This is a genomic window from Flavonifractor sp. An100 (assembly GCF_002161175.1).
In the GTDB taxonomy this organism is placed as follows: Bacteria; Bacillota; Clostridia; order Oscillospirales; family Oscillospiraceae; genus Lawsonibacter.
Genome location: NZ_NFMA01000001.1, coordinates 76754 through 92734, shown reverse-complemented (window position 1 = coordinate 92734; position 15981 = coordinate 76754). Strand labels below are relative to the sequence as shown.

Sequence of the window (15981 nt, the reverse complement as noted above, 5' to 3'; positions counted from 1 at the left end):
TATTCATCCCTTCTTCCGCAGCAGGAAGGTGAGGGCAAACCAGATCGCCAAATACAGGGTGATGGAGGCGCCGGCGGAGGCGCCGATGTAGTAGGAGGTCATCAAGCCGGCAATTCCAGCCACCACCGCTCCGGCCAGGGAAAACAGGTGGTACTGCCACAGGTTCCGGGCCACATTCCGGGCCGCCGCCCCGGGGAGGACCAGAAGGGAGTTGATGACCAGCAGGCCCACCCAGGTCATGGACAGGGTGACCACCACGGCAATGGCCATGGAGAACACCGTCTCCTGCCAGAACACCTTGATTCCCCGGCTGTTGGCCAGGGCGGGATGGACGGCGGAGAGCATGAGCTGGTTGAAGGACAGGCACCACAGTACAATGATCAGCAGTAAAATGAGGGCCAGCAGCCCAATTTTAGAGGGTTCTACCGACAGAATATCGCCGATGAGCAGGTTATTGAATTTGGTAAAGGACCGCCCCCCCAAGGTGGAGAGGAAGATGCCCAGCGCCACCGCAGTGGATGAGAACACGCCGATGACCGTATCGCTGGCCAGGGCAGAGCGGCGGCGGACCAGGTTGAAAAGCAGGGCAAAGACCAGGGCGAAAATCACCGCCGCCCAGGTGGGCTCGTTAAAGCCGCAGATGGCCCCGATGGCCATACCGGTGAAGGCGGAGTGGCCCAGGGCGTCGGAGAAGAAGGACATGCGGCTGTGGACCACCATGGTGGACAGGATGCCAAAGAGGGGAGAGATGACCAGCACCGCCAACAGGGCGTGCTTCATAAACAGCATGGTTCCGGGCTGAGCCCAGTCAAAGGGCAGCAGGGAGACCAGAGCATACCACACTTCCATTACCGCTCCCCTCCTTTCCCCATCCGCAGGTGGAAGGTCTCATAAAACTCCGGAGAGGAGAGGACCTCCTCCGGGGGGCCCGCCCGCAGCACCCGTTTATTGAGCAAGATCACCTTGTCGGCAAACTGGCCCAGGGTGGCAAAGTCGTGGGTGGAGAGGAAGATGGACAGGTCGTACTCGGTGCGCAGTTCGTCCAGCATCTCCAGCAGTTGATGCTCCCCCTCAATATCTACGCCGGACAGGGGCTCATCCAGAATCAAAATATGGGGCACCGGCTCCAGGGCCAGGGCAAGCAGCACCCGCTGTAGCTGGCCACCGGACAGAGCCCCCATGGGCTTATCCAGTAAATCGGAGCCGTGGACCCGGTCCAGGCTGGCCGCCGCCCGCTCCCGGTAGCGCTTGGGCACCGGCAGCCACACCGGCCAACGGGCGGTGGCAGCGGTAAAGAAATCCAGCACACTCACTGGGTCCCCCCGGTCGAAGTTGGGAGACTGGGGGACATAGCCCACCAAAGGCCGGTTTCCGCCGGTGACCGTGCCGTCAGCCAGGCGGATGGCAGGCCCTCCGGCCGGGGCGAAGGTAATGTTCCCCCGGTAGGGCATCTGCCCCAGAATGCTGCGGAACAGCGAGGACTTGCCCGCCCCGTTGGGGCCAATGAGGGCCACGATCTCCCCGCAGTGGAGATGGAAGGACACGTCCTCCAGGATGGAGTCCCCTTCCAAATTGACAGACAGTCCATCCAGCTTTAAGCAGCAGGAGTCGGCACAGCTGCCCGACATCTTGCCGTGCTTGATCTTTCTCATTGAATTTCCTCTCCCGCAAAGCCGTTGACAATGGCCGCCACGTTGTCTTTCAGAGCAAAGTAATAATTATCCTGGAGGGTCCCGTCCTCCGGACCGTCCATGATCATGGTCAGTTGGCCCACGGCACAGCCCGTCTCCCGGGCGATGGCCTGGGCGGTGGCATCAGAACCGTTGACCTCTGTGAAGATAATGGGCAAATGATACTCCTTCACCAGGGCAGTGATCTCCTGGATCTCCTTGGCGCTGGCCTCGCTGCCCGCCTCCTCCTCAATGGCCGCCAGCAGAGGCAGGTCGAAGGCTTTGGCGAAATACTGGAATCCGTCGTGGAAGGTGATCAGGCCGGTGATCTCCGGTCCCTCGTCCCAGTTAAGCAGAGACTGAAGCGTCCCCTTCCAGGAGGCCAGGAAGGTGGTGGTCTTGAGCATATTTTCCCGGTAGACCTGCTGATGGTCTGGGTCGGCGGCCATGAGGCCTGCCGCGATGTTCTCCGCCATGATCCCGACATTGTACGGGTCCATCCAGTAGTGGGGGTCCCAGTGGCCGTGGTCATGGCCGTCCTCATCCCCCTCCTCGTGGTCGTGGGCCAGGTTTTCCAGCAGCTCCACATGTTCCGAGCAGTCGATGACCTGAGCGGTGGTGGTAGCCAGGGCGTCGTCCATAAAGTCCTCCAGCCCGGCTCCGTTCAGGACAAGGATATCCGCCCCCTCAACCTTTTTCATATCGTCTACCGACAGGGTGTAGTCATGTAGACAGCTGGTTTCTCCCGTGTTCAGCCGCTCTACGCTCACTCCTTCCACTCCCTCGGTCACGGAGCGGATCAGAAGATAGACCGGATAGGTGGTGGCAACGATGCGCATCTCCTCCTGACTTTGGGAGGCTGCCGATGAACCGGCGTTGGTCCCGCAGCCGGCAAGCAGACAAGTCAGCGCAATTAAACAGGTCAGAATGCGTTGTTTCATAAATACCTCATTTTTTAAATTATTCCGTTTTTTTACCATTTATCTGGAACTGTTATAGTATAGCTCACTTTTATCCCGTTGTAAATCGCCAATTCCCCTCCGCCACCATTTCGCACCAACCGGAACAGACGCGCATAGTCTGGGGTACAGATTTGTGATACGGAGGGTCGATTATGACTGCTTTACCCCATATTCAATACTTTTTGGGGGCCAATTCCCCCAGCGGATTTTATTCTCTCTACTCGGAATTGATTCGTCCAGAAGATGCCCGGGCCATCTATATTCTGAAAGGTGGACCGGGCTGTGGAAAATCCACCCTGATGCGGCAGGTGGGCCAGTCCATGGAGGAAGCCGGCCTGGCCTGCGAATACATCTTATGCTCGGGAGATCCTGACTCGCTGGACGCCTTGATTTTACCGGAACAAAAAGTGGCCTTGGTGGACGGCACTGCTCCCCATGTTGTGGAACCGAAATACCCCGGAGTGGTGGAACGATATGTCAATCTGGGCCTTGGCTATGATACCCAGGCGCTGGCCCAGGAGCGTGAGAACATCCAGAGGACCATGCTAGGTTATAAGGACTGTTACAAACGTGCATACCGGTGTCTGAAAGCTGCCGGAGAGGTTTACCCGGACCTGCGCGCCACCTTACTCACGGACAGTTTAAAGGAAAAGCTGGCCAAACGGGCCCGCGGCATTTTATCCCGGGAGCTGCGCAGGAAAAAAGGAGCGGAACCTGGCCAGGTGACGCAGCGATTTTTAGGAGCTGTTACCCACAAAGGCTCCATGTGTCTCTTTGATACCGCTATGGTGCAATGTCCCCGCATTTATGAATTGGTGGACCACTACGGCTTAGCTCACGAGCTTCTCCTCCACCTGTTGGCCGGCGCCACTGCCGGAGGCTACAACGTGGTGGCCTGCCCGGATCCTATGGAGCCGGACCGGCTGGCCCACCTGTTGGTCCCCGAGATGGGTCTGGCCTTCCTCACCTCTACCCCGCAGCTGCCCTTCCCGGGCACTCCCTACCGCCGTATCCGTCTCAACGCGGCCGCGGACCAGGAAATCCTGCGGCGCAACAGGCCCCGCCTCCACTTTACCCAAAAAGTTTCTCGGGCTCTACTGGAGGAAGGCATTGAATCCCTATCTCAGGCCAAGGCTATTCACGATCAGCTGGAGGCCTTTTATAACCCCCATGTGGACTTCGGCCTGGTGGGGGAAATGGCTCGCTCCATCACCCAGGAAATCCTCGCCTGATACGATATCAAAAAGTCCCAGCTGTCTCTATTCCTTAGACAGCCGGGACTTTTTCTTACTTTGTCGTCTGAGACAAGCCTCGGAAATCCAAGTTCCAGTCCACACTGCCCTCAATCCCTGCCACCGTTCCGGTGTGGGTATACTGCCAGAGGTCAAAATGGTAATAGAAATCCGGCTTGCTGTCATACTCTGCCAGCCACAAGGGGATACCTGCCATCTGAGCTAAATCATAGGTAAAGTATCCCATCTCCTGGTTAAGATAGACCATGGGCGTATAGCCGGCCTTCTCTACCACCTGACAAAAGGCCAACGCACACTCTGTCAGCTGAAGTCCGTCCATCCCGTCACTGCGAGCGGGACCGCCCGAGGTAATAAATTCCCAGTCGAAGACCACAGGGTAGGCGATGGAATAGGACTCAAGCGCATGCGTCACAAAAGCCGCCTCTTCCTCCGCCTCCTGAGGCGTTATGGCTTGGGAGAAAAAGTAAACTCCTACCTCTAAACCGGCCTCTAGAGCCCCCCTTATGTTTTCTTCAAACCGGCTGTCCAGACGGAGATTGCCCTCGGTGTAACCCCGATAGCCCAGGCGAATGATGGCAAACTCCACTCCGTCCGCCGCCACCTGCTGCCAATCGATCTCTCCCTGGTAAAAGGAGACGTCGATACCCACCTTGGCCTCCTCGTCGCCCTGCCGGTAGCGCACCCGTCCCAACTCGTCCAAGTAAAAACCATCCGGAGCATAAGCATTGACGGGAACCCCTTCTTTGGCTTCCAACGTCATATCCCGATACTGGAACGTAACCGGAGGACGCTCCCACAGCACGAAAAATAATGCTGTGCCAGCCAGAACAAGGGCCAAAATGGAACACACCAATGCCGTTTTTCCCATCCAGCCACTCTTTTTCTGTCGCCGCCCCGGTCCTCGCTGCTCGGGCTGTGGATATTGCTGTACCTGCTCACTCATGGTCTTCCTCCAGGTCGTTTGGGAATTTGCTCGTGCCTTTCATTCGACACTTTTCTTGAGGTTTGATTATAACAGTCCGACTGGACCTATGCAACCAATATTCCCTTTCTTTTTTGCCCCAATCATTTGATAAAGGAACGGCCCCTTATTGTTTTAGTTGTTTTGTATGAAAATGATATGCGATATTTGTGCATTTTTTCTTTTATTTTTGAACCACATTTTGGAAAATGTATCCGGTTTTGTAACGCCCCCATGGTATACTCTACCCAGATACGGAAGAGCAGACCATCCTTGTTTTCAGCCGCAATGAACCTTTAATGGTAAAATGGGGTACCCCATTTTACCCGTCCACATGTGGACGGGTTCACTTCAGCTCATAACCGGATGGGTCCGTATGGGGAATAATGCAAAGGCAAACCGTCTGAAAAGGCGGGACGCAAAGCCTGGGGGCTAAAGCGAAACTGCTTCGCCACGCCAGCCCGGCCGCCATTTATTCCGATCTCAAATTTACTGGTAAAGGAGAACGGAACTATGGCAAAAATGCGAACACGATTAAAAAAGCTGCTGGCCGTTATGCTGGCGGTGAGCATGACCATGAGTCTGCTCAACCTCACTGCCTTCGCCACGGATGGCAGCGACCCCCTCACCGTGGAAGTGGGACAGACTCTGGACCTGTCCGGCCGGGATGACGGCAGCACCTCCACTGAGCCCGTCACCGATCCGGACGAGGCCACGGATGAGTCCTGGAGATCCAGTGATCCTCAGATCGCCTCCGTGGACCCAGCCGGCACCGTGACCGGCGTATACCAGGGCGAGGCTGTGATCACCCACACCAGCTATTTCTACCTCTGGACCAATCCGGACGATGAGTCCCAGCAGGACCCCTATGACTTTGACGAGGTCGACGATCCGGATGAGAACATGACCCTCCAGAGGACCGTGACCACCTGGGAGATCCAGGTCCCCGGTCCCGCGGCTGAGGTGGGCGACACCGCCTATGATACGCTGGACGAGGCTGTGGAGAAGGCCCCGGAGGGTTCCACCATCGTGCTGCTGCGGGACTGCACAACAAAGGGAATTAATCTCAAAAAAGACCTCACGATCAAGAGCGAGGATGGCCAAAAGTATACCATTACCTTCACGGACAATGGTATTGCCCTGTGGGGAAAGAGCCTGACCTTTGAAGAATGTGATGTTGTGCTAGAGGGTATCGGCTCCACTCCCTATACGGCTGAATGGAACTGGATGACCATCTGCGCAAGCAAAGATGCTTCCCTCACTTTAAACAATGCCACTATGTCCTTAGACGGCACGGGTGCAGGAAATGTACATGCTATCTATTTCTGCAGCAATAACCAGTTGAACCTGGATTATTCCACGTTAATCATTAAAAACTATAAACAAGACGCCTTGGAGTGGGATGGCGGCGATGGCGGCTATAACGTAAACATCACCAACTCCACCTACATCTCTGATAACAACCGCTCCGGCTTTACCGGCACATTCTATGCCACGATCAAAAATTCCAATGTTGAAGTCATTAACAGCGCCGGAAACGGCTCCAATGGCTCCCACTTTATCATTGAAGATTCTACCGTCGATTTCAGCGGTAACGGAAGCCGCGGCCTCTCTGCCGGCCTGCTTCACATTAAGAATTCCACCGTTACTGCTAACAGCAACAACGGTATGGGCATTACCGTAAACAATGAACTGCAAATCACCGATAACTCCACGGTAACTGTGATGGATAACGCTTCCAACAGTTCTTATGGCTACGCTGCAGTTCGCCTGTACAATGATTATGCCTGCCTTGTGGATGCTACCAGCAAGCTGTACATCAAAGACAATCATAATACTGGTCTGTATGTGCGTCAGGGCTCCCTCACCGTAGAAGAGGGCGCTACTCTGGAGATTACAGGAAACCAGGTTGGCAACTCTCTTTTGGACGGCTACGGCGGCGGCCTCTATGTCGGCTACGGCGCTAACTACGACCCCACTGTTGTTCTCCCCTCTGACGCTGCTATTTATAACAACCACTCCTCTGTCGGCGGAGATGACATTTACGTCTCCGAAGGCGTAGAGGGTCCAACCCTAACCTTTGGCGCTACGGACTCCGAGTGGGTATTGGACGACTGCAATCACGCCATTGACGGCTGGTATCAGGACGGCCCTGACAACCGCTGGGCCGCTCACAAAAAGCCTCTGCATACAGAGGAATTTACCGGCTACACCGCCAGCCCCGTCGTCGGTCCTCTGGCCCTAAAGGCCGCCCACGGACTGATCCCCCTGGAGCCCGATGACCCAGACCTGCCCGATTGGGACATCTCCAAGTCCAAGAAGGCCACGAATCTGGACGAGGATTATCAGTCTCAGGTGACTCTATCCCTCCCTGCCGCCAGCTACTCCCAGGCGCTGGACGTAGTGTTTGTCTTGGACGGCTCCACCAGCACGGATGAGGATGATTTGGCCACTGCCGCTTCTCAGCTTCTAGGTGAACTTGCTGGCTTTGAGAATCTCAATACCAAGGCTGGCCTCGTGATTTTCGGCGGCTCCGAGCCCGTCCTTTACAGCAGCGGCAGCCTGCTCTCCCTGGAGGATCCTGCCAATTTGGCTGCCCTTCAGACTGAAATGACCGACTCCTCTTATGATGGCATGGATGGCCGTTCCGGAAGCAACCTGCAGGCCGGCGTGGAGGCCGCCCGCGCCATGCTCGGGGCTGACCGCTCTGTCTCTGCAGAGGACAAATATATGATCCTCCTCACTGACTGCGCTGCCCGGATGTGGTATGAGGATGGAGCCGCCATGGCCCAGGCCTATTGGTGCAACGACAGGGTTTACTGGAACAGCAACTGTGACTTTGTGGACTTCCGCTACCCCGGCAACACTCCCTGCCCCTCCTTCTCGGATACCTGGGCGGACGCTCAGATGGGCATCACCATTGGCGCTTATGGCATGACGGAGGCAGAAAAGAATGCTGCCTCCCAGAGCGACGTAGCCAGCACGGACACTGTTATAAATGATCCTGGCTACTATACCACTTATGAGGCCGCTGCCTATTATGCTGCCACCTCTCTGACTGAGGCGGCCAATGAGGCCCACCTGGTCCTGGTCTCCTACCCCTACCACAATGAGACCAACTTCGGCCAGTACATTGAGTCCTTCCGCGCTTGGCTGGACGACGAGGGCTATGTGACCCGCTATGATTCCGGCAGCCTTTCCACCGAGAAGATTTTCGACAACGTGAAGGACGAACTCATCCAGTTGGTGGACACCGGCTCCAAGGTAGTTGACGTCATCGGCAGCGGTGTGGACAACGCCGGCAACGACTACAACTTCGACTTCGTCAACCAGGCCGACAAGCTGTCCCTTACCGTGGGCGGCACCGCTTTGGCTGTTACCACCATCGATGAGAACACCTACGGCTTTGGAACTGCCAAGGACGGTGTCTACCCCTTCCTGCTGCGCTACTATGCCAAGGGCGAGGACGGCTCCTCCCAGGAGTGCTTCGTATGGGAGATCAACCAGCCGGTCACCAAAACAGCTCCTGTCCAACTCACCTATTCTGTTGTCCTTACCAACCCCCAGTCTACCTCCGGCACCTATGGGGTGTATGACGAATACGGCACCAATCATGAAACCAGCCTGCTGACTAACCTGGAGGCAACACTCTACCCTGTGGACTCGACTGGAGCCGCTGGAGTTCCCGAAAACTTTGCTAAGCCCACCGTCTCCTACACGGTGGAGACCTCTGGCGGCGGTGGCGGCGGCGGAACAACCACCTCCTATGACCTGATTGTCCGCTATCTGGAGGAGGGCACCGAAAAGGTGCTGGCTACCGCCTACTCCACCACCAAGGTCTCCGGCTCTTCCTACGACGTAACCGACCGCACCGAAAAGGAAATCGATGGCTATGTGCAAACCGATATCACCGGTGATCCTGTAAAGGGTACTATGAACTCTGACAAGGAGATCATCGTCTGGTACGTAAGCGAGGAGGATATCGAAGAGCCCGAGACTCCTACCACGGAAACGCCCGAGAATCCGGAGGATCCTAAGGATCCCGGCACCGAGCTGCCCGACGGCGAGACTCCCACCTCGGAGCTGCCTGAGGAGGAGGTACCCAAGGCTGACGTCCCCGCCACCGGCGATCCTTCCCTGATCTGGCTGGCCGCCTCCGCCCTGTCCGGCTCCGGCCTTGCCTGGCTGGCCCTCTCCGAGCGTAAGGGTAAGCGGGAAGACTAATCGTTCCCTTTTTGTGATTTCTATCCCTTGACCCCAATCCGGCCTGCTCCACAGTATGGAGCAGGCCGGATTCTTTTTGTGAGTTTTTGCTAAAAACCGCATCTTCTTTTTGTAAAAAATTATGTGTCACTTTTGAAAGAGATTTTTGAAAATGTACCCAGTTTTGTAACCAGTCTATGCTATACTTTTTCCATCCTCAGCAGATGGAGGTGAAGCACACGTGCCCGATTTCGGGTTCCAGCACAACTATAAGATTTTCACAGTCTGCATGGATGACTACCAGGCAGACGTACCAGTGGGAACCTTATACCACCCCAGTCTGCCCCAAGGGGAAGGATTTCTTAGCCTATCCCAGTTGATTTTTAAGATCCAGCAACTCTTAGACTCCTTCCCCAGTTCTCCCTCTGCCGCCTTCTCCCCTTCCCCACCTGCCGTTTCCCCGTCTGATCCCCCGCCGGAAGGAAAGCGCGCTACCTTCTTGATCCGGGTTCTGTTTCAGGAAAACGCCAGTTGGCAGGGCTCAGTTCTATGGCTGGAGGGGCGAAGAGAAGCCAGCTTCCGAAGTGTTTTGGAACTGGTCCTTCTCATCCACAGCGCTTTGTTAGACTTGAATACCCTTTCGAAAAGAGGTACCTCTTTTCGATCGCTCCTACAGGAGCGAGACCCAAATTCGTAATCCCGCGGAGTGCCGCGCAAGGAATTAATGTAAAGGCAAACCGTCTGAAAGGGCGGGACGCAAAGCCAGGGGGCTAAAGCGGAGTTGCTCCGCCACGCCAGCCCGGCCGCCATTTATTCCGATCTCAATTTACTGGTAAAGGAGAACGGAACTATGGCAAAAATGCGAACACGATTAAAAAAGCTGCTGGCCGTTACGCTGGCGGTGAGCATGACTATGAGTCTGCTCAACCTCACCGCCTTCGCTACAGACGAGGGGGAGGGTCCCACTGTACAAGTAGGGAAATACCTCTATATGGAGGATCTCTTAGCCGCTTATCCAGAACCGGAAGAGACTCAGGTACAGCCCGTTAAGAAGACCTCTTCCACCATTTGGACGGTGAGCAACTCCAATCTCTCCCTTTTCTCTGCCTCCTCCGAAAGCAGAGCCCGGGTTCAGGGTAAGGCTGCCGGCACCTCGGAGGTCACCCGGAACACCTATTATTATGTCTATGACTTCCAAAGCAATCCCTCGTACAATGAACACGCTTACTATGACCTTGACCAGGTAGCGGATGTAGAGGACAATGAAGACTTTGACGAGTGCTTCACCCTTGTCAAACGTATGGAGACCTGGACGGTCACGATCCCCCGTTGTGAGGAGTGCAGCTTCAAAGCCTCTGATCTGAACATCAGCTATGACTCTGATGGAGCCGTCACCGGTGGCGTGTTGACTGAAACTTGCTCCAAATGCAAGGCAACTCAGACTACCCCGCTAAGTGCAGATGAAGTACAGGCTTATATCGACAACAAAGCTGCTACTTTAGCTCTGACCAAATATACTGTCAGCAAAGCCAACGCCAGTGCCGGCGAAAAGCTGTCGTATAACCTCCAGCTCAATAATAATGGGCTGCTTCCTCTGGAGAACCTGTCGCTCACCTTCACATTCTCCGAAGGGCTGGAATTTACGAATTATTCCAGCAAGAAAGTTGTTTATTTCAGCGGTAATTATAAGGGGTCTGTTATCCCCGAGTACAGTGTTGCGACCGCCAGTTATGATGAAGAGAATCGTCAGCTGACCATCACCATTCCTGGTATGGTAAAAAGCAGCAATTTGTCCGCTACGCTCTATGCTACTGTTGATGCGGATGTGGAACTCGGCAGCGATCTGATTACCGCATTCTCTGTAACCATGGACGGCGAACCGCTCTCTGAGTTGTCTAGAGATACCTCTGTTCATATCAATAAGTTTAAGGGAACCACCTCTATTTACCTTGCCGGAGCTAAAATGGGCTATTGGTACAATAATGGCACTCCCTCCACCGCTACCATGTCCATCGGCAACAGCAAATCCTCTCTTGATCTGCTGGAAAATACGGTCTTCTCCTTTGAAAATGCGTTTAACAAAACGAATAATCCCAACACCGGTTATGTTTCCAACAGCGATGTGGGCACTTATTACGGTGAGTTTGTCCTCAATCTCAATGACCGGCACACATGGCAGTGTGTAGGCTTTATCCCCTACTACGGTGCCATCGGAAACGGCGATTATGAGGTCCTGGAGCCCAAGGTCTATACTTCGGATGACGACTATTCCTACCCCTCCTATCACAAAGTAAACTTCACTTCCGGTTCCTTAGCAGACGCTCAGCAATATGTAACCGATCAGAACGGAGTACTTTACGGTCAAACTGTCACCCTTGAGCAACTCAGAGCTCTGGAAAATAATATCAGCAACGGCAGAGTCACTATCATGACCGTCTGGTACGTAGCCGATCCTCTTGAGAATCCGAATCCTGATCCCGAGAATCCCAACCCCGAGGGCCCCACTGTCGATAAGATCGACTATGGTTCCCTGTCTATCTCTTCGGTGGATGCGATGACGGAACAGGCTACCAGCGCTGGAGTCACTTTCTCTCATACTCCCGCCACCTACCTCGACCAAGTGTTCCGCTCGGAAATCACGATCACCATTACTGAGGACGCTCCTGACTCGGTACACATTAATCTCAACGATGTGTTACAGCAGGTCATGAAGGAAATGTCCGCTGCTGACGGTCCGAATCAAATCCAGCCCGGTGACAAAATGATCTACACATTCCGCGTGGTCAACAACAGCGGCAGAGCTATGGACTATGTGAACGATTCCGTTCAGGTTGGCACTGTAAACTCCTATACTGGCGGTACTTCTTTGGGCAGCGGCTTTGAAGGCTATGCGATCCCCGCCCCTGTGTTGGAAAACGGCACCTCTTACTCTTTCATTCCCAGAAGAGTGATCAATGAGCCTTTGCGCTACTTGGGCGTTACAAATGACATCTCGGATGATGCCATCGGAGCTCTGCTTGCTCAACTCGGCTATGGTTCAGGGGAAGATTTGAGCAATGCCGAGATCACTCAGACCTATCTCGGCTGCTATTACCTGGACTACTTCAACACCCATTTCCGTTCTCCTAACAACGCTGCCACTTCTTTCCAGGATCTCACCGACCTTGAATTGGCCAGTTTGACCGCAAATGCTTCTGGCGCGAGAATCACGGAAACCTGCCAAGAGGCAGCCGAAGCGCTGTATTATGCTTTTTATGGTTCGGTCTATACCTTTAACGGTTTGACGCTGTACGAGCAGATGGCTGATAATACACAGCTGAATTCCCAATTTGCCCAGGCTTATAATAACGATGAGGTCTTTACTCTTACCACTCGTTTAGAAGCTTTCACTACTAACAATGGATTCCAAAACATGAAGTTCGGATTCGGTATGGCGTTCGATCTGAAGTACGAGCAGCCTCAGACTCCTCCAAGCGGTGGGGATGATGGCGGGGATGACAACTACACCCCCGAGGATACCCCCACTGTGGACGTCCCTGACGAGGAAACTCCCACCACTGAGGCTCCCGTTACGGAGGAACCTGTCACTGAGGAACCCGTTACCGAGCTCCCCGAGGAGGAGATTCCCAAGGCCGATGTCCCCGCCACCGGAGATCCCTCTCTGCTGTGGCTGGCCGCCTCTGCCCTGTCCGGCTCCGGCCTTGCCTGGCTCGCCCTCTCTGAGCGCAAAGGCAAGCGGGAAGACTGATCTTCATCTCCAATTTCTCTGATTCATACCAAAAGCCGCCCGTCTCCACAAGGAGACGGGCGGCTTTTCCTCTGTTTTTTCGGTTTTGAATGTTCTCTTTCCGTGCCGGGCGCCTTTCGACCCGAACCCTTACCCAATAACCTGGCGAGCCACATCCACGCTTTCCTTGGCGTCCCGGGCATAGAAATCTGCTCCAATTTGCTGGGCATACTCCGGGGTGAGCACCGCTCCCCCCACCACCACCTTACAGGGGACGCCATCCTGGCGCAGCAGCTGGATGGTATCCGCCATGCTGCCCAACGTGGTGGTCATCAGGGCGGACAGGCCCACCAGGGGTGCCTTATGCTCCCGCACCGCCTGAAGGACCCGCTTCGGGTCCACGTCCCGGCCCAGGTCAATGACCGGGTATCCATAATTCTCCAGCAGCACTTTTACGATATTCTTGCCGATGTCGTGAATATCTCCCTTTACCGTAGCCAGTACAATGGGAGCCTTCCCTTTCTCTTGCCCCGGCTGTCCGGACAGCTTCTCCCGGATCACCTCGAAGGCCGCCTGGGCCGCCCCCGCCGACTGGATGAGTTGGGGCAAAAATACGCGTCCGGCCTCAAAGTCCGCTCCCACCTTGTCCAGAGCTGGAATGAGCACCTGATCCACAATTTCCATGGGCGAGCGCTGCTCCAGCATCCGCCGCACCGCTTCCCCGGCCTCGCCCTTGAGCCCGGCTTCCACAATCTGGGCCAGGTCCCGCTCTCCGCCGGATGGGGAAACAACCGTCCGCTCCCCCGCCGTCACCACCGTGCCAGACACCTGGGCCCCGGCATAGGCCGCCAAAAAGTCCCGGGCATCCCTGTCAATATTCATCAAAAGGTGATAGCTGCGTACCGCCGCCATCATGGCGTCCACATTGGGGTTGATGATGGGCAGATCCAGCCCCCGGGTCATGGCCATGGTCAGGAAATTCTGGTTGACCAGAGGCCGGGCGGGCAGGCCAAAGGAGATATTGGACACACCCAGCACCGTTTTCAGCCCCAGCTCCGACTTAACCCGACTCAGCGCCTCCAGGGTCTGAGCCGCCCCTGCCTGCTCAGCGGAAACGGTGAGAGTGAGGCAGTCGATATACACATCCTCCCGACGAATCCCATAGGACAGTGCCCGTTTTAAAATCCGCTGGGCAATCTCCACCCGGGCTTGGGCACTTTGGGGGATGCCATTCTGGTCCAGCGTCAACCCGACTACCGCAGCGCCGTACTTCTTTACCAGGGGCAAAATAGCGCTCAGGCTCTCCTCATCCCCGTTCACCGAGTTGACGATGGCCTTGCCGCAGTAGACCCGCAGGGCCCCCTCCAGCACCTCGGGGCGGGTGGAGTCCAGCTGCAGGGGAGCATCTGTCACACCCTGCAGCCCCTTGACCACCCGGACCATCATGGCTGCCTCATCAATTTCAGGCAGACCTACGTTTACATCCAGGATGTCCGCCCCAGCCTCTGTCTGTGCTAGAGCCTGGCCCAGCATATAGTCAATATCCCCCTGAATGAGCGCCTCTTTCATCCGCTTCTTTCCGGTGGGGTTGATGCGCTCACCAATCACCCGCACCCGGTCAATGGCCACGGTCCGGCTGCCGCTGCACACGGCGGCGGGCACATGGCGGGCAATGGTCTGAATTTCCCGCCCCTCCAGGGCCTTTTTCAGCTTGGCGATATACTCCGGGGTTGTCCCGCAACAGCCGCCATACAACTTCACGCCCAACCGGGTGAGCTCGGCCATGCTCTGGGCGAACTCATCGGCGGTGATGTCGTATCCAGCTCCGCCCGGATCAGGAAGGCCCGCATTGGGTTTGATGGCGATGGGCAAGGTGGTCCAGCGGTTCAGCTCCTCCACCAGAGGGGGCATCTCCCGGGGACCTAAGGAGCAGTTCACCCCGATGGCGTCCGCCCCCAGTCCTTCCAGGGTCAGAGCCGCCGATGCCGGATCACAGCCTAGGAAGGTACGTCCCCGCTCCTCATAGGTCATAGTGACCATGACCGGCAGGTCACAGGTCTCTTTGACGGCCAACAGGGCTGCCCGGGCCTCCTGCAGGTCGGCCATGGTCTCAATCATCACCAGATCTGCTCCGGCCTTCACCGCTTCCCGGACTTCTTCTTTAAATAATTCCACCGCATCCTCAAAGGCGAGAATCCCTGTGGGCTCCAGCAGCTGCCCGGACGGCCCCAGGTCCAGGGCCACCAGAGCCCGGCCCGCCGCGGCCTGTTTGGCTACGGCAATGGAGGGACCGATCACCTGCTCCGGCGTCTTCCCCGTCCGGGCCAGCTTTTCCCGGTTGGCTCCAAAGGTATTGGCACACAGGATCTGAGTCCCCGCCTCCACATAGGCCCGATGGATCTCCAGCAGCCGATCCGGGTGCTCCAGCGCCGCCAGCTCCGGCGCCTCCCCCATGGCCAAGCCCTTGGCCTGGAGCATGGTTCCCATGCCTCCATCTAATAAAATGGGGCCTGGCCCCTTGAGCAGTTCACGAAATTCCACAATGTCCACCTGACTTTCGGTATTGGCATGTTTGATAGGCGGGGCAGTTCACGCAGCTGCGCACGCGCCTCTCCACCGGCCGGTCCGCGACCCCCAAAAAGGCGGTCACCGACTTGCGGGGCAGCAATATATGGCTGGAAGTGGCCGTCAAGCCCACCCGGCGGGGCGCATCCAACAGGGCCAGAAGGTCACCCTGGAGGGACAAGGGCAGATCTCCATAGCCGGGACTATACCGGAAGGGAAAATGTCCTTCCGGAAACATCCTCTGCAATTGCCCCTCAATCTGATCGCACACCTGCTCCACCGCTGCGGCCGCAGCGCAGTCCAGGATCAAGGCCTGTAGCATATCCTCGCTCTCTGCCCGGCGAATCAGGGCGTCTACCTGGGCCCCCAGAGTGGCGCAAAACAATACCACCTGGCCGCACCCGGACAAATGAGCCTTCAAATCCTTTCCCGGCAGCAGCAAACCACAGGACAGGCGTACGCCTTCCTCCTCCACCGCCATGGCAAAGACCCGGTAGGCCCAGCGCGGCACCGCCGCCCGCTGCACCTGTTGGGTGCCGCGCTCCACCTGTAGCCGCAGGTCCTCCTTTGCTTGTTCTGGAGGACAGCCCATGTACCGCAGAACCTCATCCGTATCCAGTTTTGTCAGTGCCACCGCCAT

At 56.2% G+C, this 15981-nt stretch carries 9 protein-coding genes and 2 riboswitches; of the genes, 3 read left to right on the top strand and 6 right to left on the bottom strand.

Translation table 11 applies throughout. The features are described from left to right. Positions 1-3: 3 nt before the first annotated feature. From B5E43_RS00410 to B5E43_RS00400, 3 genes are read right to left on the bottom strand one after another with little or no spacing between them, the layout of a single operon-like run. Complete coding sequence (locus tag B5E43_RS00410; protein ID WP_087392776.1) at positions 4-849, bottom strand: metal ABC transporter permease; 846 nt, start codon at positions 847-849, stop codon at positions 4-6. Beyond that, positions 849-1652, bottom strand: a complete 804-nt coding sequence (locus B5E43_RS00405; RefSeq protein ID WP_087392775.1) for a metal ABC transporter ATP-binding protein — start codon at positions 1650-1652, stop codon at positions 849-851. Before B5E43_RS00405 ends, B5E43_RS00410 begins: the two co-directional genes overlap by 1 nt. Continuing rightward, entirely contained in the window at positions 1649-2611 is a 963-nt protein-coding gene (locus B5E43_RS00400; RefSeq protein WP_158098921.1) for a metal ABC transporter substrate-binding protein, read from the bottom strand. Before B5E43_RS00400 ends, B5E43_RS00405 begins: the two co-directional genes overlap by 4 nt. A gap of 173 nt (positions 2612-2784) precedes the next feature. On the opposite strand from B5E43_RS00400, the gene B5E43_RS00395 reads away from it, so the two are divergent. Continuing rightward, positions 2785-3864, top strand: a complete 1080-nt coding sequence (locus B5E43_RS00395) for a hypothetical protein (protein WP_242964650.1) — start codon at positions 2785-2787, stop codon at positions 3862-3864. Between the two features lie 55 nt (positions 3865-3919). Here B5E43_RS00395 and B5E43_RS00390 read toward each other — a convergent pair whose 3' ends face one another. Beyond that, entirely contained in the window at positions 3920-4828 is a 909-nt protein-coding gene (locus B5E43_RS00390) for a glycoside hydrolase family 25 protein (protein WP_087392773.1), read from the bottom strand. Between the two features lie 401 nt (positions 4829-5229). Further along, positions 5230-5319, top strand: a riboswitch (cyclic di-GMP riboswitch). 40 nt (positions 5320-5359) lie between these two features. On the opposite strand from B5E43_RS00390, the gene B5E43_RS00385 reads away from it, so the two are divergent. Both B5E43_RS00385 and B5E43_RS14795 read left to right on the top strand, forming a co-directional pair. Then, a complete protein-coding gene (locus B5E43_RS00385) occupies positions 5360-9070 on the top strand; it encodes an Ig-like domain-containing protein (RefSeq protein ID WP_087392772.1) in 3711 nt (1236 codons plus the stop codon). 700 nt (positions 9071-9770) lie between these two features. Beyond that, a riboswitch (cyclic di-GMP riboswitch) is annotated at positions 9771-9860 on the top strand. 39 nt (positions 9861-9899) lie between these two features. After that, the gene (locus tag B5E43_RS14795) at positions 9900-12797 is read left to right on the top strand and encodes a hypothetical protein (RefSeq protein WP_143382909.1); all 2898 of its coding nucleotides are present in this window, start codon (positions 9900-9902) and stop codon (positions 12795-12797) included. A 129-nt stretch (positions 12798-12926) separates the two neighbouring features. Here the strand turns inward: B5E43_RS14795 and B5E43_RS00370 are convergent, their stop codons facing one another. Then, positions 12927-15317, bottom strand: a complete 2391-nt coding sequence (locus B5E43_RS00370) for a homocysteine S-methyltransferase family protein (protein WP_087392770.1) — start codon at positions 15315-15317, stop codon at positions 12927-12929. Next, positions 15304-15981 carry a vitamin B12 dependent-methionine synthase activation domain-containing protein gene (locus tag B5E43_RS00365; protein ID WP_087392769.1) on the bottom strand — a complete coding sequence of 226 codons (678 nt, stop codon included), beginning with the start codon at positions 15979-15981 and terminating at the stop codon, positions 15304-15306. Before B5E43_RS00365 ends, B5E43_RS00370 begins: the two co-directional genes overlap by 14 nt.

Excerpts from the sequence above, each read along its gene's own strand:
- B5E43_RS00410 (WP_087392776.1), bottom strand. The coding sequence starts at position 849 with ATGGAAGTGTGGTATGCTCTGGTCTCCCTGCTGCCCTTTGACTGGGCT.
- B5E43_RS00405 (WP_087392775.1), bottom strand. The coding sequence starts at position 1,652 with ATGAGAAAGATCAAGCACGGCAAGATGTCGGGCAGCTGTGCCGACTCC.
- B5E43_RS00400 (WP_158098921.1), bottom strand. The coding sequence starts at position 2,611 with ATGAAACAACGCATTCTGACCTGTTTAATTGCGCTGACTTGTCTGCTT.
- B5E43_RS00395 (WP_242964650.1), top strand. The coding sequence starts at position 2,785 with ATGACTGCTTTACCCCATATTCAATACTTTTTGGGGGCCAATTCCCCC.
- B5E43_RS00390 (WP_087392773.1), bottom strand. The coding sequence starts at position 4,828 with ATGAGTGAGCAGGTACAGCAATATCCACAGCCCGAGCAGCGAGGACCG.
- B5E43_RS00385 (WP_087392772.1), top strand. The coding sequence starts at position 5,360 with ATGGCAAAAATGCGAACACGATTAAAAAAGCTGCTGGCCGTTATGCTG.
- B5E43_RS14795 (WP_143382909.1), top strand. The coding sequence starts at position 9,900 with ATGGCAAAAATGCGAACACGATTAAAAAAGCTGCTGGCCGTTACGCTG.
- B5E43_RS00365 (WP_087392769.1), bottom strand. The coding sequence starts at position 15,981 with ATGGCGGTGGCACTGACAAAACTGGATACGGATGAGGTTCTGCGGTAC.